Raw genomic sequence first — 21062 nt, forward strand, 5'->3', positions numbered from 1 at the left:
GCGTCGCCCGCATACGGCGCGCAAAAGGCACCGGGCGCATCTTTTGAGGTATCAAACGGAGCTGCCCGGGCACGGGCGTCATACTCGGGGCCGGCCGTGGCTTTTGCCGGCGGCGGGCGCGAGGAACTTTCCGTCTCGGAATCCGGCGCGCAACTGGCGCCATCTTTCCCGCATCGGCCAGACCTCACCGCCGCCCACCAGAACGACGTCGTTGACCCCGAAAGCGCTCGCGACGAGCACGGGGTGCACCAGCCCAAGCGTCCCGGAGCCTGGGACGGGCGGCGCATGAGCAAACTTTATGTGGCGGACTACAAGCCATTTGTCATGGTCGACGGCGAGGGCGTGCGGTGCGCGATTTATGTTTCGGGATGCCCTTTCCGGTGTCCGAGCTGCTATAACAAGGCCGCGCAGAACTTCCGCTACGGCACGCCCTATACGGAAGAAATGCAGGAAAGAATCCTCGCGGATTGCGCGCATTCCTATGTGGCCGGTCTCTCGATGGTGGGCGGAGAGCCCATGCTCAACACCCCGGTGCTCCTTCCGCTGGCGCGCGCCTTTCGGGAGCGTTTCGGTAACGAAAAAACCATCTGGTGCTGGACGGGATACACCTACGAACAACTCGAGAATCCGCAGGAAACTCCGGATAAGCATGAGCTACTCGACCTGGTTGACGTATTGGTTGATGGGCCTTTTATAAAGAGCCAGTTCGTGAGGGCGCTTACCTTCCGCGGCTCCACGAATCAGCGGATTATCGACGTTCCCGCCACCCGCGCCGCGGGAGAGGTTCGGCTCTGGCGCGGCGGGGATTACGCCTAAGATTTCGCTTGGCTCCGGCTGCGCACTGTGGGTGTTCATCACCATTGCGGCCGCCCCGCCAAATGGGCGCGCGCGTCCCATATAGTTGCTGAGGCTCGTTTTTTTGTATGAGTTGAGTTTTCAGAACAAGGGAGACCTCATGGCGCCCGCGGTGCGCACGGACGATAACGGCAAGAACATTGAAAATAAGCCCGCAAACCGGAATCTGGTGCTACTCGGAACGCTGATCGTTACGATAACAACCGGCGCGCTTCTCGCGTTTTCCGTGTTCGCTCGCCCGCTTTCCGAGCTACACGGCTGGCCGGTGGCGGACGTAATGGTGGCTTACGGCCTGACCACGGTTCTGGTTCCGGTGGTGATGATCCTTTCCGGCCGGCTCCTTGATGGCGGCCGCGCGAGAAGCCTGATGCTCTGGGGAAGCGTCGCCTTCGGTTTGGGGCATATTATCGCGGGGACGACGTCGTCTCTACCCGTCCTCATCCTCGGCTACGGAATTATTACCGGCACCGGGCAGGGCCTGATTTATTCGGCATCCATGACGAACTCGATTCGTTTCTTCCCGGAAAAGCGCGGTCTGGTAGCCGGGCTTATCGCGGCCGGTATGGGTATGGGCTCCATGATTATTTCCCCGCTCTCGGCGGTACTCACTTCGTCCCTTGGGATCAGCCGGGCGCTGACTATCCTCGGTGTTGCCTTCATCGTCATCGACGTGAGCGTGACCCTCTTTCTGGTTCGTAGTTGCCCGGTGGTGGATGCTCCCGCCCCACGCGAGGCTGGCGCCACGCCGGAAGATACCAAGTCCGCGCCGGTGAACCTCACCTGGCGAGAGATGATTCGCACCTCGCGTTTCTGGGCGATTCTGGTGCTCTTTATCTGCGGGGCTTTTTTCGGTCTGATGATCCTCCCGAACCTGGTCTTGATTGGTGAGGGAATGTTTGGCCTCAGCATCGCCGCGGCTGCCCTTTACGTTTCCCTTTTCGCCGCCTGCAGCGCGGTGGGGCGGATTGCCTGGGGCTGGCTTTCCGATCGTTGGGGCGTTATTAACAGCCTGACGGTGGTTTTCGTTTTGGCTGCCTCCGGCTTTACCCTGTTTGCCTTCAGCTCCGGGGCGTGGGTGCTCGCCGTCTGCGTGGTGATGCTGGCGGTTGCCTACGGCGGAATCATGAGCCTGTTTGCCCCGCTCACGGTAGAAAACTACGGGCCGCGCCACAACGGCATGAACTACGGCATTGTTTATGTGGCCTTCTCAATTGGCGGCATTATTGCCCCGCGCCTGGGCGCCTCCATTGCCACCGTGCACGGGGGAGACTTCTCCCGCGCATTCCTCATTGCCATTGGGGTTTCTCTGCTGGGCCTCGCCTTTACCTTCCTCTACCGGACGCTACCCGAGCCCGGTCGCAAGATCTCGCGCGCCTAGCCGTCCGGCCGCTGGCCGGCCATCGGCCGGCTCTCGTCCAGCCGCGGGCTCTCCTCCATCCGCCGGCCCGTGCCCGGCGGCCAGTAAAACCTAAAAATGCCCGTATTTCCAAGGAACACGGGCATTTTTATACCCATTTGCGCTGGGACCCAAGACCCGCGAAAAGAAAATTTAGCGACCTAGATTACAGAGAGGATGTGTTTGGGCGCCAGTCCCACGCGCGCATTGCATACGCGAAGCACAGCGCATCGATATGCATTTCCATTGCCAGCAATGGGGTTGGCAAGAACGTTCAAGAATCGATGAGGATTTATGAACCAGAACGAAGCAACAAAGTGGCGGCCGCGTCGGGTGGCCGGAAGAATCATGGGGCTCGCGCTCCTCGCGATGCTCGCGCTCAGTGGTTGCGCCTCAACGGAACACTTTGGCGGCGGTGAAGGGGGAGTTTCCGGCGGCGAAGCCTCGCTGGTGCTTCCCGATCTGCACCAGGCAACGGCCTCGGGTGGCATCTCCGGTCGCACACTCCTGCTCGTCGGGTTATTGATTTGCGCCTGCGGTATGGCCTTCGGCTTGTTTAGTTATATGCAGCTCAAGCGCCTTCCGGTACATAAAGCGATGCTGGAAATCAGCGAGCTGATTTATTCCACCTGTAAGGCATACCTGCAGCGCCAGGGCCGCTTCCTTTTGATTCTGTGGGCATTCATTACCGTGGTGATGTTTGTTTACTACAAGTTCTTGGTCGAATTCCCATGGGGCAAGGTAGCGATCATTATTGCCTTCTCGCTGATTGGCATGGGTGGCTCCTACGCCGTCGCCTGGTTTGGCATCCGGGTCAACACCTTCGCAAACTCCCGCATGTCCTTCGCCTCCCTGCGCGGCAAAGCACTTGATTTGCACAAGATCCCGCTCAAGGCGGGAATGTCGATTGGCATGGTGCTGATCTCCCTCGAGTTGTTCATGATGCTCATCATTTTGCTCTTCTTGCCCGCTGATATTGCCGGCGCCTGCTTTATTGGCTTCGCTATTGGTGAGTCGCTAGGCGCTTCCGCCCTGCGCATCGCCGGCGGCATCTTCACCAAGATCGCCGATATCGGTGCTGACCTGATGAAGATCGTCTTCAAGATTGACGAAGACGACCTGCGCAACCCCGGCGTGATTGCCGACTGCACGGGTGATAATGCGGGTGATTCGGTGGGTCCTTCCGCCGACGGTTTTGAAACCTACGGTGTGACCGGCGTAGCCCTGGTAACTTTCATTGTCCTCGCGGTTCACGAGCCGGCAACCCAGGCCACCCTGCTTGCCTGGGTGTTCATTGTGCGTGCCACCATGCTGATCTCTTCCGGGCTGGCCTACTGGCTCAATGGACTGTATGTTGCCGCCAAGTATCGGGACGCCGAGCGCATGGACTTTGAAAAGCCGCTGACCTCGCTGGTGTGGTTGACCTCAATTATCTGCATTGGCGTGAACTACCTGGTCACCTGGTTTGTGCTTTCGCCCCAGCCGGGCGGCCTGTGGTGGCAGCTCGCCACCATCGTCACCTGCGGAACCCTCGCCGGTGCGCTCATCCCCGAGCTGGTCAAGGTATTCACCTCCACCAGCTCGCGCCACGTACAAGAGGTTGTGAAATCCTCTCAGCAGGGCGGCGCATCGCTGAATATTCTTTCCGGCGTGGTGGCCGGTAACTTCTCCGGTTACTGGCTGGGTATGTGCATCGTTGGCCTGATGGGTGTTGCCGCCTGGATCTCCACCCTCGGCATGGGTGACCTCATGATTGCCCCGGTGGTCTTCGCCTTCGGCCTGGTGGCTTTCGGCTTCCTGGGGATGGGACCGGTGACCATCGCCGTCGACTCCTACGGCCCGGTGACCGATAACGCCCAGTCCGTCTACGAGCTCTCGCGCATTGAAGCGATTGAGGGAATCGGCGGCCAAATCGAACGCGACTACGGTTTCACCCCGCAATGGGAGGGAGCCAAGCTGATGCTGGAGGAGAACGACGGCGCCGGAAACACTTTCAAGGCCACGGCCAAACCGGTGCTGATTGGAACCGCCGTCGTCGGCGCAACGACCATGATCTTCTCCATCATTATTGGCCTCACCAACCACCTGAGCACCGGAATTGAATATCTCTCGCTTTTGCACGCGCCGTTCCTGCTGGGAATCGTTACCGGTGGCGCGGTGATCTACTGGTTCTCCGGAGCCTCGATCCAGGCCGTGACAACCGGCGCCTACCGCGCGGTGGATTTCATTAAGAACCACATCCGGCTGGATGCCGATTCGGAGCGGGCCTCGGTGGAAGATTCGAAACGCGTGGTGGATATTTGCACCCAGTACGCCCAGCAAGGAATGCTGCAGATCTTCCTGGCGGTCTTCTTTGCCACCCTCGCCTTCGCGTTCGTGGAGCCCTTCTTCTTTATTGGCTACCTCATCTCAATCGCCATCTTCGGCCTCTATCAGGCGATTTACATGGCGAACGCCGGCGGTGCGTGGGATAACGCGAAGAAGATTGTGGAGGTTGACCTGCACGCGAAGGGGACCGCGCTACACGACGCCACGATCGTGGGCGATACGGTGGGCGATCCCTTCAAGGACACCTCGTCGGTGGCGCTCAACCCGATCATTAAATTCACCACCCTCTTTGGCCTGCTGGCCGTCGAGCTGGCGGTGGCTCTTTCCGGGCAGGGTCTGCACGGTGTGGTCGTTGGCCTCGCCGTCGTGTTCTGCCTGATCTCGATGTTCTTCGTCTACCGTTCCTTCTACGGCATGCGGATTAAGACGGAGATGGCGCCCGCTGACGCCGAAGAACCCATTGCCCAATAGTCACCGTCATCACGAAAGGAGAACGGTCATGAAAATTGCGATTAAACGAAGCAAAACCGTTGTTGACGAGGCGGGATCGGTTGTTGGGCACGAGGCCGGCGATACGCTGGTGCGCCGCCTCCTGCGGCTTTTTCCCGACGCCGTCCTAATTGGCCCGGTGGCCCGCCGCGGCCCGGGAACGCGAATCCTCCCGATCGAGGCAATCGACCCGGAGGCCGTGGTGATCAATATGGACGTTATTGATTCCCTCGGCTTGTGGAATTCGCTGTACGAAGCCGCGTGTGGCACCCGCCCGAAGATTATGAACTTCGTATGGTTCCCGGTGGGCGACTTCATTGAGCGGGAGCAGATCTCCGCCCTCGCGCTCTCTTGCGCGCTTTTCCCGACCTTCGCTAACTCCGAGCGCACGGCCGGAGAAGTACGTGAGGTGATCTCCCGCTGGACGGTGCAGGATATCGCCCAGCAGGCCCGCCTGGCCTGGGTGAACCTCGGCTTCCGCCTCGATCACGTCAAACCGCGCGAGGAAACCCAAACTCCGGTGGTCCTCTACCCGGCGATTTACGTTTCCGCTCGCAAGCGGCCGGACTTCTTTATGGACGTCCTAGAGAAGGTGGAAAAGGAAATTCCGTTGCGGGTGGAGATGCGCCTGGACGAGTCTCATCTGGTTTCCGCCAAGGCTATGGATATGGCCCGCCCTCGCTGGGTGTGGACGGGGCCGTTGCTCGCCTCCCGCGATTCCTACTGGGAGGCCCTCGCTCGCACGACGGCGTTGCTTGCAACTTCGCTGGAAGAGTCCTACGGCCTGATGTACGTGGAGGCGATGGGCGCGGGAGTGGTGGCAGTTTTGCCCGATCTTCCTTGGGCCCGCGTCCTGGTTCCGGAAGGGTATCCGTTCTTTTACCCGGCGGACGACGCCGAAGCCGCGCAACGAGTTCTCACCCAGGTACTTCGGGACACCGCGACGGCGCGTGGTCGCCTAGACGAACTCGTGGGTGGGTCATTCGTGGAGTGGATCCAAGCCCACCACTCCGATGACACCTTCGATCGCGAAATTATCTCCGCGGTCGGCGGCTGGTTCCCGGAGAAGGAATAGCGCTAATCCTCGCGGCTATGACGGCGCGACGGAAGGCTGGCTCGCACTTTTGCAACGGCGCGAGCAACAACGGCCATATCCGCCGCGCCGTATCTTTGATCAATTGGCAGAGCCAACACGCCGGGCCAGGCCGGCGAGGCGGTGAGCGGTGGCCAATAAGCGGGGGTATAGATGCCTTCCTCAGCCAGCGCGGCGCTTGCCGCGGCGGCCGAGGCCGCTCCTTCCGGCCAGCTCAGTGCGAGCGCGTAACAGCCGGTGGAAATAATGCGCGGAATCTTCGACCGCGCCGAGCTTTCGGCCTGGGAACCGCCAGCCGGGGCGCCGCCAGCCCGGGCGCCGCCGGTGACGCCGGCTTCCGCCAAGCATCGGGCTAGCGTCCTCGCATTGGCACGCCGGGCGCGAGCAATGCCCTCCCAAGCCACGCGGCAAAGGATCCCTGCGGCCCGCGTGCTGATGGAGACGGGAGAGATAGCGGCGTCGACTGCATCCTCGGCGGCGTTGTTTTCTCCGGTTTGGATGCGGCGCCAGGCGAGGCTACTCGCGGTTTCATCAATGGCGCCGCGCGCTCCCGATGCCGGCAAGTTTTCGCCCAACGCCCAGGCTCCATCCGGTATAGGCACCCATTTGCGCAGGCTCGCCAGGGCGAAATTCGCCCAGCGGGGCCGTGCTGCGGGGAGTTGCCGATCTAGCAAGCGCGGCGAATGCGGCTCATCGAAATACGGCCGTGCTTCGGGCAGTTGCCAGTAGCTCGGCACGTCGTGGGTGAGGTCGCCAATGACGTATCCGCCGCGGGCGGTAAACGCTTCCAGAGCGCGAAGGAGGTCCTCGCCGGGCTGGTTCCCAAAGGTGGTAGCCACAAGAACGGCCGAGGGTTGCGAGCTTCCTCGGCCATAGGCAGCCACGTGCGCTGGCTCGGGTAGTAGATCTTCGCCGACCTTGAGGTAATCGATACCCAAGCCCTCAAGCTCCAGGGGCTCGGCCATGGTCCAGCAAAAATAGTTCGGCATACCCACTCGCCGCACCCCGAGATCGCGCAAGGCACGGGCAATAAGCGAAAGCGCCTGACGCCCGGAGGCGGTGTAATGGGCGGTGGCGGTTCCCGGCGCTCGCGGAACGCGGCGAGGGGAGGGAATCAGAAAATCCTCCGCCAGTGGCTGGGCAAACTCGCCGCCCACTTCTCGCGCGGGAGCGCTAGCTACCCGGTTTTCTAGATCGCACACTTTTGCCTCGGATTTTCCCGCCTTCGTCTACCTGCTGGGCCGCCGCCTGACCCTCAAGAAATAACCGGTCGGCCGGGCACAAAGGTGGGGTCGTAGCCAAGCTTTTGGCACACCCAGGCGATGATCTCGTCGATTACTTCGGGCTGATACCAGTAGGCATCGCCGTGGCCCGCCTCGGGAATAATCCGCAAGGAAACCTCGGCGCCGATGCTTTGGCATGCTTCGAACATATCGATTGAAAGCCTGATCGGAACCAGATCGTCCGCGCCGCCATGCAATAAGAAAAGCGGCGGCTGATCGGCGCGAATATGCGAAATAGGAGCCGCCTGGCGCGCGGCAGGTAGGGCCTGCGCGAAGGGAAGTGGATCCTCCACCCCTCGCACCACGGCCAGCGCCAGGGAGACGAGGTTATCATCAGTGCCCTGGGCGGCACTGGAAATATTGGCCGGATCCGCATCGGGATGGAGGAAATACGAGACCCCGTAGAGGGACACGGCCGCGGCGATCTCGCACTGGGACGGATCAACAGCGTCGGGAAGAAAAGTGGAGGTTCCGGAGGTTACGGCGAGCATTTGGGCAATGAAGCCGCCCGCCGAATCGCCCAGCACCGAGATTCTTTCGGGGTCGACGCCGAAGTCGCGTGCGTGGGTGCGCAGATAGGCGATTGCGGCTTTGGCATCTTCGATTTGCGCCGGGAAGCGATGGGGGATAGTGGAGTATTCGACGCTTGCCACCACGAAGCCAGCCTGCGCGAAGGCGGTGCGTAGTTGCTGAAAATTCCCGGTATGGGCGCGCACGAAAGAGCCGCCGGTAAAGAAGAGCAGGGCCGGGTGGGGCCCAACTTCATCCGGCGTGAGGATCTCCATGTGGAGCTCGCGCGGCCAGTGCGTGTCATGAGTTTGCCGGTACGTCATCCTCCCAAAGGAAATGACCTTCCGCCGCGTGAGTTCCTGGGGGCGAATGTCCGCGCCTTGTATGCCGTCAAAAATTCCAGCCACCTTAACCTCTTCCGTCTGCACTAGTGCCTGCCGCCTAGTGTAGGCCGCTAGCGAGGGGGAAATGCCAGGAGGGAAATTGGGGCTTTGAGAATGGGAGTTTACCGGGCGGGTCTGCGATACTTGGAAGTGCTTGCGGTCACTTGGCCGGCTCTGCGTGGCGCCGCGGCGAGCGCGGCGGACGCGGCCAAGAAATCGCTAAGGGAGGCGGAGATGGCAACCAGGGAAGTCTGGGGAGAGCGGCGCGGAAGCCTGCACTACGTAGGGCGCAACGCGCGCGGAGCAACGGTGGAAATCGGCAAAGGTGAAGGTCAATTCTCGCCCGGAGAGTTGCTGAAACTGGCACTCGCGGGATGCGCGGCACTTTCGGCTGACCATCGTTTGGAAACCAAGCTCGGTGAAGATTTCGAAGCGGAGCTGGATGTGGACGCCACCTACGACGAGGCGGGAAACCGGTACACGGCCTTTGCCGTCGCGCTTCACACCGATCTAGGGGAACTCCCGGAGGCGGAAGTCCAGTTGCTTAAGGAACGGGCAATTCGCGCGATTGAACGGATCTGCACGGTCGGGCGCACGCTTGACGCCGGAACAAACCACACGATTGATATTCAAAGAAATAACTGAGGAGAAACAATGACACGTCGAACCGAACAGCTCGCCAATGAGGGCGTAAGCATCTGGCTAGATGACCTTTCACGCGAGCGAATTACTAGCGGGAATTTGGCCAATCTAATTGAGAACCGGGACGTAACGGGCGTTACCACCAATCCCACAATTTTCGCCGCGGCCTTGCGCAACGGGGAGTCCTACGCCGAACAGGTAAAGGAAGTCGCGGAGAAGGGGCTTTCCGGGGACGAGGCAATTTTCGAGATCATCACCGAAGACGTTCGCAATGCCTGCGACGTGATGCGTCCGGTTTACGAAGCAACCTCGGGTGAGGATGGGCGCGTCTCGATTGAAGTTTCCCCCGAGCTCGCCTTCGAAACCGAAGCTACCGCGCAGCAGGCTAAGCAGCTGTGGGAGAAGGTGGATCGGCCCAATGCCATGATCAAGATCCCTGCCACCAAGGAGGGCTTGCCGGCGATTACCGAGGTTATTGGTGCTGGAATCTCCGTGAACGTGACGCTGATTTTCTCCCGTGAGCGCTATCGGGAAGTCATCGAGGCCTACCTCGCCGGACTGGAGAAGGCTCAGGAAGCCGGCCACGCGCTAGAGGGAATCCGCTCCGTTGCTTCCTTCTTTGTTTCGCGCGTCGATACCGAGGTGGATAAGCGGCTCGAGGAAATCGGCGCCGACGGCGCTCTTGCGTTGCGTGGCATGGCCGGCGTGGCTAATGCGCGCCTGGCTTACGAGTTGTTTGAGGAGGCTTTCGCGGGTGAGCGGTGGGCAAAGCTTGCCGATGCCGGTGCTCATATCCAGCGTCCGCTCTGGGCCTCAACTGGGGTTAAGAACACCGCCTATCCCGATACCCTCTACGTAACGGATCTGGTGGCTCCGAATACCGTGAATACCATGCCGGAAAAGACGCTGGAGGCGACGTTTGATCATGCCGAGATTTCCGGGGATGCGGTGACGCCGAATATCGAGGATGCGCACGCCACCTTCAAGGCGCTGGAAAAAGCCGGGGTGGATCTGAAAGACGTCACCGACCAGCTTGAGCGCGAGGGCGTGGAGAAGTTCATCGTCTCTTGGAAGGAACTTCAGGACACCGTGAACCAGGCCATCGCTGAAGCCAACTAGGAGCATAAGCCAAGTAGCGCCGAAGCCACCAACTAGGCGCATTAGCTAAGCAGCGCCGAAACTAACTAGGCGCATAAGCCAAGCCTGGTGCTTGAGGGCCGGCCTAGCGAATACGCCGCAGGGTGGGAAGGAGTACCAAAATTCCTTCCCACCCTGCTGTGGTCTAGAGCCTTACACGGGCCGGTCAAAATGGGCATAGCGCGGGCAAGCGCTCCAGAGCCGTTGCGCCTGCCCGCGTGGCTTGTTTGCCTCGCGCGGCCAGAAAACCTAGGCGTCCTGGCCGACTAAAAGGTCGCGATACCAGGAGGATTCACGCCAGATTCCATCCTGGAAATCACCCAGCGTCCATTCTTCCTCGCCCCAGCTACGGCTAGTGAGCGAATCGGAATCGAGGGCTGAATCATGCCAGTCGGCCCCGCGATCACCGGCTTCCGCGTGAGCTTGGGTGCGAGCGTCGATATCGCGCATAAGGTCGCGGAAACGGTTGATCTTCCCGAGTTTCTCCTGCGCTTCGAGGGAGAGCGGCGGTCGAAGCGTTTCCATATAGCGATTGGTGCGGTCGGAGCGCTCCGCCTTGCGTTCAGCAATGCGCTGCTTGCGCAGGGTGCGCTCTTCCTCGGTTTCATTCCGGTGTGGCATGGCAACGTCGAGGAGCTTATCTCCGGCGTCGCGCACCTTCTCGCCCGCCTCCAGAATCTTGCTACCGGCGCGGCGCAACCCAGCACGCAACGTGGGGGCGTCGTCGTCGGCCTGCTCCTTGGTCCACGTTTCGACGCGGAGGATAGAGACCACGCGGCGGGCGGCGTTGTAGAGGCGCTGCGCCATCATGAGGTACAGGGTGAGAACGAAACCAACGAGGGAAATTAGGGCGGCCCCGTAGAACGTGCCCTGGTAGGCCCAGCGGCCCGCGGAGGGGTCGTAAAGGGCGGTCGACAGCGGCGCGGAAACCCAGGTGGCTACCGCGTATCCCCAGTACATGAGGGCCCAGTTCGATCCCAGGTACGTGGTACCGAAGGTGCGGCCGGTGAAGGGCGTGTACATGGCGCCCAGCGAGCCGTTGGCGCAACCAAGCACCACGATCGCGCCCAGGTAAAGCCCCAGGGTGGGCGCCAGTGATAGCCCGATAAGCGCGCACATGGTGGCCCCGAAAATAAGGACCAGGCAACGGTGGCCGCCAATGCGGTCGAAAAGAGCTCCACCCAAAAACGACCCGCAGGCGCCGGCGATGGTGGTGATCGAGACAACCAGACCACCGGCGGCAATGGCGGCCGGAGAGGAAGGATCTGCAAAAAGCTGCGTGCGCGCAATAAGCGACGAAGAACCGATCATCATGGCCCCGGCCGTGGAGGCGCAGGCGTAGATGACGAAGAGGAAATAGAAGCGGCGCGTCTTCAGCATTTGCTTGGGCGTGAGGTCGCCGTAGACACCGGCGGCGCTGCTTTTACCTTCGGGCGGCTGGTATCCGGCGGGCATCCAGCCGGGCTCGGGATTGCGCGTTAGAAGCGCCCCGGTGCAGGTGAAGAGTAGGAAGACTAAACCAAGAATTTGGAAGGTGGCTCCCGCGCCCACGGTCGGAATGAGGAGCGAGGCGGCCAGGATCGAAGCCAAAGCCGTCGCCACATTCGCCACCGCGACCAGAAGTCCGGAGACGGCGCCGCGCCGATCCGGGCACCACCGCTGAGCGGTGGAAAGTGCGGGGGAGTAGGCGAAGCCATTTCCGATGCCGCCCATCACGCAGAAAGTGAAGTACAGCATCGGTACGGAGCTGGCGAATCCGGTGAGGATCCACGCTAATCCGTAAATGAAACCGCCGGTCAAGATCACCCGCCGCGGGCCAATCCGATCCGATAGCGAACCGGCGAAAAGCCCCGTCAGCACCTGCATGGTTTGGAAAACTGGGTAAATCCAGGCAAGCTGGCCCATTGACCATCCGCGCGCCTCGGCCAAAGCCGGAATAACCACCGACATCACGCCAACGGCGGAGAGACAGAAAATAACGAAACAGGTGCCCGTCACGATGCCGCTACGGCCAACCCGATTGAAACTAGTGAATAAGGTCGTCACGGGGAATCCCTCCTTGAAATTCAAATCTCGCGTTTTCTTGGTTTTGACAGCTGGATGGCGCGGCCTGAAGAAGAAATTTTTTATCTTATTGGCCGTTTTTGAGCATGAGGTATCACGGCCTTTGCGGCCCGATACCTCATTGTGTGGAGAGCGGTTATCCGCCCCGCGCGGCGTCAATTTGCGCCGCTGTGACTGGCTTCCGGAGATCCCTGCGCAATATTGAGGGGGCAATAAAGCCGTTCCGGTTTGCCGTCGCGCTACTCTTCGCCCGCGGCGTTTCCCGGGAGCCCGGGGCTCGACGGGAACCGCCTGAAGACATGAAAAAAGTCCATCCGATTCATCTTTGGATAGACGTCTCTAGTCTAACGACATCCGCGCGGTTAATTTCTAGACCTCGCCCTTTGTAGTGCGTCACGTTTAGCGGGGCGGATGTGGGGTGGCGGCAGAGCGGCGACGCGGCGTCCACGCGCATTTGCGAGCGCCGCGGAGCTGACGCCCCTGCCTAGAGAAGGATAAGAACCAGCGCCGCCACCGTGCAGATAAGACCAACCCCAAGGAGGATCGAAACGCGGCGTTCTTGCCGCAGATTCTCCCGCGCTTCGGTCAGCTCCCCGCGCGCTTTGGCGAGGGCTTCGCGCAGCTGACGGGTTTCATTCTCTCGGGTCTCGGCGGCCAAGCGCTGTTCTTCTTCAGCGGCCCTCTTCTGTTCCAGCTCCTTGAGAGATTGCGTTAGGTCGGCGGTCAACACAACCGACTTAGATGCGGAGGCCTCGCGATCTTTCTCCAGCGCGCTCACCTGCCCACGCGCGGCCGCAAGCTGATTTTCCAGAGTGCTGACCTGCGTTACTAGGGCGGCGGCACGCTTGTTGGCCGCCTCCGCGCGTGCATTGGCATGCCGAAGCGCGCTCGCCTCGCCCTCGCGGTACTCTTGCGCGCTGAAAGCAGAGGGGGATGGTGCCGCGCTCGGGGCAGACGCCTGCGCGCTCGCGGGCTCGCTGGCCGCGTGGGAGGTGGCCGCTTCTACCGAATGCGAGGTACCCGCGCCCGCCGCGCGGCGACCGGAGCTCTTGCGGTTTTCCATCTTGTCTCCTCCTGTCTGCTGAGCTAGGCCTAGCCTAAGCGCCTGCCCACGACTCTACTCGAGGTATTGGAGCCACGAGCGCCACGGTCCGCGGCGGTTCGGCCCCGGTCCGCGGTGGTTAGGCTACGGTCCGCGGCGGTTCGGCCTCGGTGTCGCAGAGTTTTCAATGGCCGCACCACCTAAGCTATAGGCATGGAAACAAGGGTGGAGCATGATTCGCTGGGCGAAGTACGGGTGCCGTCCGAGCACCTGTGGGGCGCGCAGACGCAACGTAGCCTCGATAACTTCCCCATCGGGCGCGAGAGATTCGTCTGGGGGAGGCCCCTTATCCGCGCTTTTGGTTTGTTGAAGTTTGCGGCGGCGCGGGCAAACTGCGATCTCGGGGTGCTCGACGCCGAACGGGCGCGTCTTATTTGCGCGGCGGCGAAAGAGGTTGCCGACGGCGCGCACGACGCCGAATTTCCGCTCGTCGCCTTCCAGACCGGATCTGGCACCCAGACGAATATGAACGCCAATGAGGTCATTGCCAACCGCGCCAATGAGCTAGCGGGTAGGCCACGTGGGAGCGAGGAGCCGGTACATCCCAATGATCACGTGAACCGCAGTCAGTCCTCAAATGACACATTCCCCACCGCCATGTACGTGGCCGTGGTGGAGGGTTTACACCAGCACCTCTATCCGGCGCTAAAAGAACTGCTGGGGATTGTTGATGCCAAGGCCGCGAATTTCGCGGAAATAATAATGGCCGGACGCACACATCTGGAGGACGCTACGCCGGTGAGCCTCGGGCAGGTGATATCCGGCTGGGCGGCGCAGATTCGCGGCGCGGTGGTGGCCCTCAAAGACGCCGAAGTCGAGGCGCGCAAATTGGCCATTGGCGGCACCGCGGTGGGTACCGGCCTCAATAGCCCGGCGGGATTCGGCCCCGCGGTGGCGAGAATTATTAGCGCGCAAACAGGGATCGAGTTCGCGCAGGCCGATAATCTTTTCGCGGCGCTTTCGGCCCACGATGAGCTGGTGGAAGTATCCGCGGCTTTGCGGACGCTGGCTGGTGCCTTGCTCAAAATCGCCAACGACGTGCGCTGGTACGCTTCTGGCCCGCGCGCGGGAATTGGGGAAATCAGCATTCCCGCCAATGAGCCGGGAAGTTCGATTATGCCGGGCAAGGTGAACCCCACCCAGGCCGAAGCGCTATCCATGGTCTGCATCAAGGTGTTTGGCAACGATGCGTCGGTTGCCTTCGCTGGCTCGCAAGGCAATTTCCAACTCAACGTCTATAAGCCAATTATTGCTTGGAGCGTGCTCGAATCAATTGGCTTGCTTTCCGACGCCGTCCAGAGTTTCGCACGGCGTTGCGCGCGGGGGATTATGCCGCGCGAGCGGGTTATTGACGAGCATTTGCATAATGACCTCATGCTGGTGACGGCTCTTTCCCCACATATTGGCTACGAAAAATCCGCGAAAATTGCTCAGCGCGCGCAAGGCGAGCGTCTCTCCCTGCGGGAGGCAGCTCTCGGCGAAGGAATCGCGCCCGCGGACTTCGACCGCTGGGTTGACCCGCACCGGATGATTTAGCTAAGGAAGCGCGAGTTTAGCTATATCCGCGGGGAGCTCTACGCCCGGGCGGGCAAGTAGCTCAATGCGGAAACGTTCCCCGGAGGACGACGTTATCCACGGGCTATCTGTAAGCGTACGCCGCATCTCCCAAGTTCCCGAAAGTTCAGGCGCGAACACGTCCGCGTTTGACGCGTTTTTATCTACCGTGGTGCGAACCAAAATATCTGCCACCGGCTCCAGCTCGGCGTAGATATTTCCACCCCCGGCGATCCAGGCCAGATCCGGTGCGGCGCCAAAAGCTGATCCGTAATTGAATGCGCCTTCAATGGCTTCGTGGACGGACCCAACTTGGCGCGCGGCTCCGGCGTCGTACGAACCATTGCGGGTGACCACGAAAGTGGGAGTGTTCTTCATGGCTCGGCGCCCGGAAGCCTCCCAGGTGCGCCGGCCCATAATGAGTGGGCGGCCCCGCACGGTGGTGCGGAAGAACTTGCGGTCCTCGGGGATGTCCCAGGGTAAATGCGTACCGTTGGCGATCGCGCCGCTCGGGCTTTGCGCCCAAATCATTCCGATCAGCATTTACACCGCCACCGGTGCCGCGATTTTCGGGTGATGCTGGTAGCCCTCGGAGGCGTCGATATCGTCCATCTGGTAATCGAAAATCGAAGGCGCCTGGCGCAATTTGAGAGTGGGGAAGGGGAATGGTTCGCGTGAGAGCTGTTCCTTCACCTGTTCAATGTGGTTGGTGTAAATATGGCAGTCGCCGCCGGTCCAAATGAATTCGCCTACCTCGAGCCCGGTCTGCTGGGCCACCATGTGGGTAAGAAGCGAATACGAAGAAATATTAAACGGCACGCCCAGGAACATATCCGCGCTGCGCTGGTAGAGCTGGCAGGAAAGCTTGCCATCGGCCACGTAGAACTGGAAGAACGCGTGGCAGGGCTGGAGCGCCATCTGATCCAGATCCGCCACGTTCCACGCAGAAACGATAATGCGGCGCGATTCGGGGGATTCGCGTAGCTGGCGGATAACGTTCGCGATCTGATCAATATGCTCGCCGCTGGGGGTAGGCCAGCTACGCCACTGGTAGCCGTAAACCGGCCCCAGCTCGCCGTCCTCGTCAGCCCACTCGTCCCAAATAGAAATGCCGTGTTCCTTCAGCCAAGCGATATTTGTGGAGCCAGAAAGGAACCAGAGGAGCTCGCCCTTCACGGATTTCATCGGCACGAACTTCGTGGTAATTCGGGGGAAGCCGTCCTGCAGGTTGTAGCGCAGTTGACGGCCAAAAAGCGAAAGCGTGCCGGTTCCGGTGCGGTCGCCCTTCTGCGCACCGGTGGCCAGAATTTCAGCCAAAAGATCTTCGTACTGTCGGTTAATCACCGTGTTTCCCATGCGTGCAAGTGTAAATGCTTTTCGATGTGCGCGCCGTAAGCCAGGCGCCGACGGCGAAGCGCGCGGCGCGAACTCGCAAGGCTTCACCGCGCGCTTCGAGGCGAGTTAGCGCTGGGCGAGAATCTCCGTGATGAGCTGAGCATCACGGTCCAGTACGCCGTCTACCTTCTCCGCAATCGCGCTTTCAATGCGCCCGCCAATAAGCGGGATCTTCACCTTGACCTCGCCACTGACGGTCACGGTTGAGTTGTTGGGATCAGCGGGGGCCGCTACAACGTGAGACGCGAGTTCGGCGGAGACGGGGAGCGGAGCATCCAAGCTCATATTAACCGCATCACCCTGGCGCCGCATCCGCACCGTAGCTTCAATATCTGAGCGAATGAGCTTTTGGGCTATCGACGGCAACTTGTTCGCCTCAATACCGGCCGTGAGCGTGGCGGAATCGCCCTCGCGTGAAAAGTCGTAGCTACCCACGGAGAGTTTCGACATACGCAAATCCGCGAGTTCCTGGGAAAGGAGAACTTCCACGACGTCGTCTACCGAGCCTGCCACGGTGTAGGAGTGAGAAATATTCATGGACTTATTCTTCCTTTAGTGTTTGAGCTCCCGCAATTCTTCGCCGGCAAGATCGCGTGGAGTGGGAAGCTGGCGTACCCGTGCCAAGATGAAGTAGGCGCCGATCATAATGAGGATATAGGGAAGCCCGGCGTACCAAGCCACCGGCATAAGCCACAGCAAAGCAACGTAAATTGCCAAGGAAACCGCGATCACACAAATGGGGACGAACGGCGCACCCCACAGCCGGGCGGGTGCGGGCGGCAATCCCAGCGCATTGCGCTTGCGCCGGAAAGCAAGATGCGTGAGCATCGTCGTCACCCACGTCACCAGAATGCCCACGGTTGCGCAACCATACAGGTACGCAAAGGCGGCGTCGGGCGAAACAATTGCGAGTACCGAGGCCACGAACATCCCTGCCGCGGCGATCAGTACCGCCCCGCGCGGAGCGCCGTGGTTCGTGGTACGGGCGGCAAAACGCGGTGCCATGCCGTCAATGGCCAGGGCGTGAATCATCCGCGAGGAGGAATAAAGGCAACCGTTCGCTGCCGAAAGCGCCGCGACAAGGAGGACCGCGTTCATAATGTGGCCGGCGCCGGAAACATGCGCGGCGTCGAGAGCAATGACGAACGGCGATTGTTCAATGCTCTCCAATGGCTGGGCGGTGACGGTCCATGGCTGTACGGCGACGACCACCAAGATTGCGCCAACGTAGAAAAGCAAAAGACGCCAAATCATGGTGTGGGCAGCGCGCGGAATATCGCGCTCCGGGTGCTCGGATTCGGCCGCAGAAACCGAGACGTTTTCGATACCGCCGAAGGAAAACACCGCCATGCAGGCCGCGGCGAGGATTCCCGAAACTCCGTAGGGAGCGAAACCGCCGTGTTCAGTGAGATTTGAGAGGCCCACCGGATCGGCGTCGGGCAAGCCAACAAAAATGAGCACCGCCCCGAGCAAGATGAACACCGAAATGGCGACCACTTTGATCATAGAGAACCAATACTCGGAAGTTCCATATAAGTGCACGGTGGCGAGGTTGAGCCCAATAATGAAGAGTGAACAAAGAATTGTGCCCACGCCTTCGTCCAGGCCCGGAATCCAGCGTTGGAGATATTTGGCGCTCGCGGTAACCTCCGCGCCCACCGCGATCAGCATAGTAATGGCGAAGTTCCAGCGGGTCACGAAGCCACCGAGATTGCCTAGGTAGGAGGCGGCAACCGTGCCGTGCCCGCCGGGTACGGGATGCGCGGAAACAAGTTCGGCCAGCGCCCACACCACCGCGAGCGCAAGCCCGCCGGCAATCATGTAAGAAATGACGGTGGCCGGCCCGGCGTGCTGGATGGTGCCGCCGGCGCCAAGAAACAGCCCGGTTCCCAGTGCCCCCGAGAGTGCGATCATGGCGATTTGCGCGCTTGTAAGTTGCCGCGCGAGCGTGGTGCGCCCCTCGTGCTGGGCGTTTTTATCTTGATTTTCCACGGGTTACCTCCGGTCTGCTGACCGCTCCAGATTAGGTGAAAATTAACTACCGTGCCCGCTCGTTCCGCTGAATAAACAAAACTGTGGGGGGGGGATTTAGCAGTCCTGCGCTTAGCCTCCCCACGCCCGCCATCCAAATGCCCTGCTCCTGGCGTTTCGCACCGGGCGGCCGCGCGGTTAGTGTTAAAGCATGCCGTCACTAAGCAATATTCTCAGCCGGTCCACCGATCTGCACACACCGGACCGCGAATGGCTCCATCAACTTGTGGGGGATTGGCAACTTATTGCCGATTTTGCCTTTGTCGATTTGGTGTTGCTGGTCCCCGCCAAGGACGGCCGGCTCCTCATCTGCGCTGTAGCACGCCCCGCGACGGCTTCCACTGTGCTTGATAACGACGTCGTCGGCACAGCAATTGACCCGCAGGCAGCCGAGCTGGTGCGGGCGGTGCTTGAAAGTGGCGAGCAACGTACCTTCTATATGCACGGGCTCACCTACACCTGTTATCCGGTGCGGCGTAAAGAGGGTGAGCCTTTCGCCGTTTTCGCCGAGTTGCGCGGGGATGCGGAAGACGTCGATAGCACCCTGCTTCATTCCTCCTACGCGCAGATTGAGCATCTCCTCCTCGGCATGGTCAGTAGTGGCGACTTCCCACTCCTGGACACTCCGGCCGGTTTCCGCCACGGAACCCCGCGCGTCACCGACGGCTTCACGCATCTGGACGCCGATGGTGCGGTTATTTTCTCCTCTCCAAACGCCACTTCGAATATGCACCGCCTGGGCGTTCGCGCGGCGGTCGAAGGCCAAATTCTGGCGGAACAAATCGTCTCGGTTATTGACGATCGAACCGAGCTTGATGAATCCCTCCCGGTGGTGTTGATGGGCCGGGCGCCGTGGCTCACGGAGCTCGAACTTCACGGAGTGGTGGTGGCGTTCCGCGCGGTGCCGCTGATAAGTGAGGGCAAACGAGTGGGAGCGATTCTGCTGTCGCGTGATGTTACCGAGATTCGACGCCGCGAAATGGAACTGGTGACGAAGGATGCTACGATCCGCGAAATCAACCATCGGGTAAAGAACAATCTGCAAACCGTGTCTGCTCTGCTACGAATGCAGGCGCGGCGCGCCTCGGATCCGGAGGTCATTGAGGATCTTTCCCAGGCGCAGCGGCGAGTGGAAACCATTGCGCTGGTGCACCAGATTTTGTCGCAGTCTATTGACGAGTCCGTGAATTTTGACGAAATCTTCACCCCGCTGCTGGCCATGTCCACCGATATTGCCGCCACCGGGGTGCCGGTGCGCGCCGTCCAGCGCGGCAGCTTCGGTAACGTGGGCGCCTCGCGTTCCACCTCGCTGGCGGTGGTGCTTAACGAACTGGTCTCCAATGCGGTAGAGCACGGGCTTCCCAATGGCGGAAATATCGAGGTGATCGTGAACCGCGAGGGGAGCCACTTGCATATTGAGGTGCTCGACGACGGCGTGGGGATCGGTGCCGAAGGAATCCACCAGGGACTCGGCACAAAAATTGTGCGGACCATGATTGAAGGCGAACTGCGTGGCTCGATTGAATGGAAGAATCGCGCCGAAGGCGGCACCGGGGTGTATATCGAATTCGACGTGGCCGATGTAGAGCCGTAGAGCCGGCGCGTTGCCGACGCCGATGCGGGAGGGCCAGTTTCTTATCTGGCAGGAGTGTTGACCCGGCAGAACTACCGTCTGGCAGCGAAGCCGTCCCCGCGGGGTCTGAACCTGGCCCTAGACGAGGCTGGCTACGCGCTGTTCGCGTGCAATGCGGCGACGCAAGGACTTGCGTTCATCCTCGCTGGCGCCACCCCAAACCCCGGTGTCCTGACCGGTTTCCAGGGCATAGGTGAGGCATCGTTCGCGCACATTGCATTCGCCGCACACTGCTTTGGCTCTCTCGGCCTGTGCCACTGCCGCCGATGAGCTTCCCACCGGGAAGAACATCTCGGGATTTTCCTTTAGGCAGGCGGCTTTCGAGCGCCAGTCCATTGTGCCTCCTTCGCCGATAAGGGCGTTAGTCATAATGCAAACATCGATTTTTGCAGAGGCGCTACGGATCGTAAAGACGCGAATGTGTGAGGTTTTGGGTGCTTTATTCTTCTTCACCCGATGATGCGAAAGAAATATCGCCGGGATTGACCAGCCCCGAGGCGAAAGCGAGTACCACGGCTTGCACGCGGTCGCGCACGTGGAGCTTGGAAAAAATCTTCCCCACGTGGGTTTTCACGGTCGCTTCGGCAACATCGAGCGAATGGGCGATTTCTGCGTTCGATTCGCCCTGCGCCATATGCCGAAGCACTTCGCTTTCGCGCTCCGTTAGGTCTTCCAGCCGTGAGGGATCAATGCGGTTCTCGCTGGCTTGGCGCCGCGAGACCTGGGCGAGAAGGCGCTTGGTCGACGCCGGATCCAAGACGGCGTCTCCCTCGTAGACGGTGCGAATAGCACGCAACATATCTTCCGGCGGTGCCTCTTTGAGGAGGAAGCCCGAAGCACCCGCGCCAATCGCGCTCATGACGTATTCGTCGAGTTCGAAGGTGGTGAGGACGATGACCTTAGGTGCCACCGCGTGGCTAAACGTCGTGCTGGTAATGCGGCGGGTTGCCTCGATGCCGTCGAGTTTGGGCATGCGAATGTCCATAAGCACCACGTCCACGGGAACAACCGCTAGGCGCCGCAGGGCAAGATCCCCATCCGGAGCTTCCATTACCACCTCCATGTCATCTTGCGAATCGATGACCATGGCAATGCCCGTGCGTACGAGTTGCTGATCGTCAATGATCCCAACCCGGATCATTTCCTGAGCAGTCATAGGATCTTCCT

The 21062-nt window shown here is 60.7% G+C and carries 18 protein-coding genes; 8 read left to right on the top strand and 10 right to left on the bottom strand.

Features of this window, described 5'->3' with window-relative positions:
* Positions 1-96: 96 nt before the first annotated feature.
* From nrdG to BN2664_RS08775, 4 genes are all read left to right on the top strand, one after another.
* Positions 97-816, top strand: coding sequence for an anaerobic ribonucleoside-triphosphate reductase activating protein (gene nrdG / locus BN2664_RS08760; RefSeq protein ID WP_231723470.1), 720 nt, complete (start codon positions 97-99; stop codon positions 814-816).
* A gap of 112 nt (positions 817-928) precedes the next feature.
* Positions 929-2233 (top strand): L-lactate MFS transporter, encoded by a 1305-nt coding sequence (locus BN2664_RS08765; RefSeq protein WP_155856439.1) that lies wholly within the window; start codon positions 929-931, stop codon positions 2231-2233.
* 387 nt (positions 2234-2620) lie between these two features.
* Positions 2621-5050, top strand: a complete 2430-nt coding sequence (locus tag BN2664_RS08770) for a sodium-translocating pyrophosphatase (protein WP_155856532.1) — start codon at positions 2621-2623, stop codon at positions 5048-5050.
* A 28-nt stretch (positions 5051-5078) separates the two neighbouring features.
* Entirely contained in the window at positions 5079-6143 is a 1065-nt protein-coding gene (locus tag BN2664_RS08775; RefSeq protein WP_007000563.1) for a glycosyltransferase, read from the top strand.
* A gap of 2 nt (positions 6144-6145) precedes the next feature.
* Here the strand turns inward: BN2664_RS08775 and BN2664_RS08780 are convergent, their stop codons facing one another.
* On the bottom strand, positions 6146-7363 hold the full coding sequence (locus BN2664_RS08780; protein ID WP_007000562.1) for a hypothetical protein: 1218 nt from the start codon (positions 7361-7363) through the stop codon (positions 6146-6148).
* A 53-nt stretch (positions 7364-7416) separates the two neighbouring features.
* The gene (locus tag BN2664_RS08785; RefSeq protein ID WP_058120684.1) at positions 7417-8361 is read right to left on the bottom strand and encodes an alpha/beta hydrolase; all 945 of its coding nucleotides are present in this window, start codon (positions 8359-8361) and stop codon (positions 7417-7419) included.
* A gap of 210 nt (positions 8362-8571) precedes the next feature.
* Between BN2664_RS08785 and BN2664_RS08790 the strand changes: the two genes are divergently transcribed.
* Both BN2664_RS08790 and tal read left to right on the top strand, forming a co-directional pair.
* The gene (locus tag BN2664_RS08790; protein WP_040317115.1) at positions 8572-8982 is read left to right on the top strand and encodes an OsmC family protein; all 411 of its coding nucleotides are present in this window, start codon (positions 8572-8574) and stop codon (positions 8980-8982) included.
* A 9-nt stretch (positions 8983-8991) separates the two neighbouring features.
* On the top strand, positions 8992-10098 hold the full coding sequence (tal, locus tag BN2664_RS08795; RefSeq protein WP_007000559.1) for a transaldolase: 1107 nt from the start codon (positions 8992-8994) through the stop codon (positions 10096-10098).
* Between the two features lie 267 nt (positions 10099-10365).
* On the opposite strand, the gene BN2664_RS08800 is transcribed toward tal, so the two are convergent.
* Positions 10366-12162 (bottom strand): OFA family MFS transporter, encoded by a 1797-nt coding sequence (locus BN2664_RS08800; protein ID WP_007000558.1) that lies wholly within the window; start codon positions 12160-12162, stop codon positions 10366-10368.
* Positions 12163-12664: 502 nt separating this feature from the next.
* The gene (locus BN2664_RS08805; RefSeq protein WP_007000557.1) at positions 12665-13243 is read right to left on the bottom strand and encodes a hypothetical protein; all 579 of its coding nucleotides are present in this window, start codon (positions 13241-13243) and stop codon (positions 12665-12667) included.
* A 192-nt stretch (positions 13244-13435) separates the two neighbouring features.
* Here BN2664_RS08805 and BN2664_RS08810 point away from each other — a divergent pair, with 192 nt between their 5' ends.
* Positions 13436-14818 carry a class II fumarate hydratase gene (locus BN2664_RS08810; RefSeq protein WP_007000556.1) on the top strand — a complete coding sequence of 461 codons (1383 nt, stop codon included), beginning with the start codon at positions 13436-13438 and terminating at the stop codon, positions 14816-14818.
* Here BN2664_RS08810 and BN2664_RS08815 read toward each other — a convergent pair whose 3' ends face one another.
* The 4 genes from BN2664_RS08815 to BN2664_RS08830 form a co-directional block, all read right to left on the bottom strand.
* A complete protein-coding gene (locus BN2664_RS08815) occupies positions 14819-15379 on the bottom strand; it encodes a dihydrofolate reductase (protein WP_007000555.1) in 561 nt (186 codons plus the stop codon).
* A complete protein-coding gene (locus BN2664_RS08820; protein ID WP_007000554.1) occupies positions 15380-16192 on the bottom strand; it encodes a thymidylate synthase in 813 nt (270 codons plus the stop codon). It lies immediately after the preceding gene.
* A 105-nt stretch (positions 16193-16297) separates the two neighbouring features.
* Positions 16298-16768 (bottom strand): DUF2505 domain-containing protein, encoded by a 471-nt coding sequence (locus BN2664_RS08825; protein WP_007000553.1) that lies wholly within the window; start codon positions 16766-16768, stop codon positions 16298-16300.
* A gap of 15 nt (positions 16769-16783) precedes the next feature.
* The gene (locus tag BN2664_RS08830; RefSeq protein WP_007000552.1) at positions 16784-18223 is read right to left on the bottom strand and encodes an amino acid permease; all 1440 of its coding nucleotides are present in this window, start codon (positions 18221-18223) and stop codon (positions 16784-16786) included.
* Positions 18224-18413: 190 nt separating this feature from the next.
* Here BN2664_RS08830 and BN2664_RS08835 point away from each other — a divergent pair, with 190 nt between their 5' ends.
* Entirely contained in the window at positions 18414-19856 is a 1443-nt protein-coding gene (locus BN2664_RS08835) for a sensor histidine kinase (RefSeq protein ID WP_007000551.1), read from the top strand.
* A gap of 117 nt (positions 19857-19973) precedes the next feature.
* Here BN2664_RS08835 and BN2664_RS08840 read toward each other — a convergent pair whose 3' ends face one another.
* On the bottom strand, positions 19974-20231 hold the full coding sequence (locus BN2664_RS08840) for a WhiB family transcriptional regulator (protein ID WP_007000550.1): 258 nt from the start codon (positions 20229-20231) through the stop codon (positions 19974-19976).
* Positions 20232-20334: 103 nt separating this feature from the next.
* Entirely contained in the window at positions 20335-21051 is a 717-nt protein-coding gene (locus BN2664_RS08845) for a response regulator (RefSeq protein ID WP_007000549.1), read from the bottom strand.
* Positions 21052-21062 lie beyond the last annotated feature (11 nt).

The sequence above is a fragment of the Actinobaculum massiliense genome (genome assembly GCF_001457435.1).
GTDB lineage: Bacteria > Actinomycetota > Actinomycetes > Actinomycetales > Actinomycetaceae > Actinobaculum > Actinobaculum massiliense.

Bases quoted from the DNA above. Each gene is read 5' to 3' on its own strand.
- BN2664_RS08770 (WP_155856532.1), top strand. From the start codon at position 2,621: ATGCTCGCGCTCAGTGGTTGCGCCTCAACGGAACACTTTGGCGGCGGT.
- BN2664_RS08775 (WP_007000563.1), top strand. From the start codon at position 5,079: ATGAAAATTGCGATTAAACGAAGCAAAACCGTTGTTGACGAGGCGGGA.
- BN2664_RS08790 (WP_040317115.1), top strand. From the start codon at position 8,572: ATGGCAACCAGGGAAGTCTGGGGAGAGCGGCGCGGAAGCCTGCACTAC.
- tal (WP_007000559.1), top strand. From the start codon at position 8,992: ATGACACGTCGAACCGAACAGCTCGCCAATGAGGGCGTAAGCATCTGG.
- BN2664_RS08805 (WP_007000557.1), bottom strand. From the start codon at position 13,243: ATGGAAAACCGCAAGAGCTCCGGTCGCCGCGCGGCGGGCGCGGGTACC.
- BN2664_RS08810 (WP_007000556.1), top strand. From the start codon at position 13,436: ATGGAAACAAGGGTGGAGCATGATTCGCTGGGCGAAGTACGGGTGCCG.
- BN2664_RS08815 (WP_007000555.1), bottom strand. From the start codon at position 15,379: ATGCTGATCGGAATGATTTGGGCGCAAAGCCCGAGCGGCGCGATCGCC.
- BN2664_RS08820 (WP_007000554.1), bottom strand. From the start codon at position 16,192: ATGGGAAACACGGTGATTAACCGACAGTACGAAGATCTTTTGGCTGAA.
- BN2664_RS08825 (WP_007000553.1), bottom strand. From the start codon at position 16,768: ATGAATATTTCTCACTCCTACACCGTGGCAGGCTCGGTAGACGACGTC.
- BN2664_RS08835 (WP_007000551.1), top strand. From the start codon at position 18,414: ATGCCGTCACTAAGCAATATTCTCAGCCGGTCCACCGATCTGCACACA.
- BN2664_RS08840 (WP_007000550.1), bottom strand. From the start codon at position 20,231: ATGGACTGGCGCTCGAAAGCCGCCTGCCTAAAGGAAAATCCCGAGATG.
- BN2664_RS08845 (WP_007000549.1), bottom strand. From the start codon at position 21,051: ATGACTGCTCAGGAAATGATCCGGGTTGGGATCATTGACGATCAGCAA.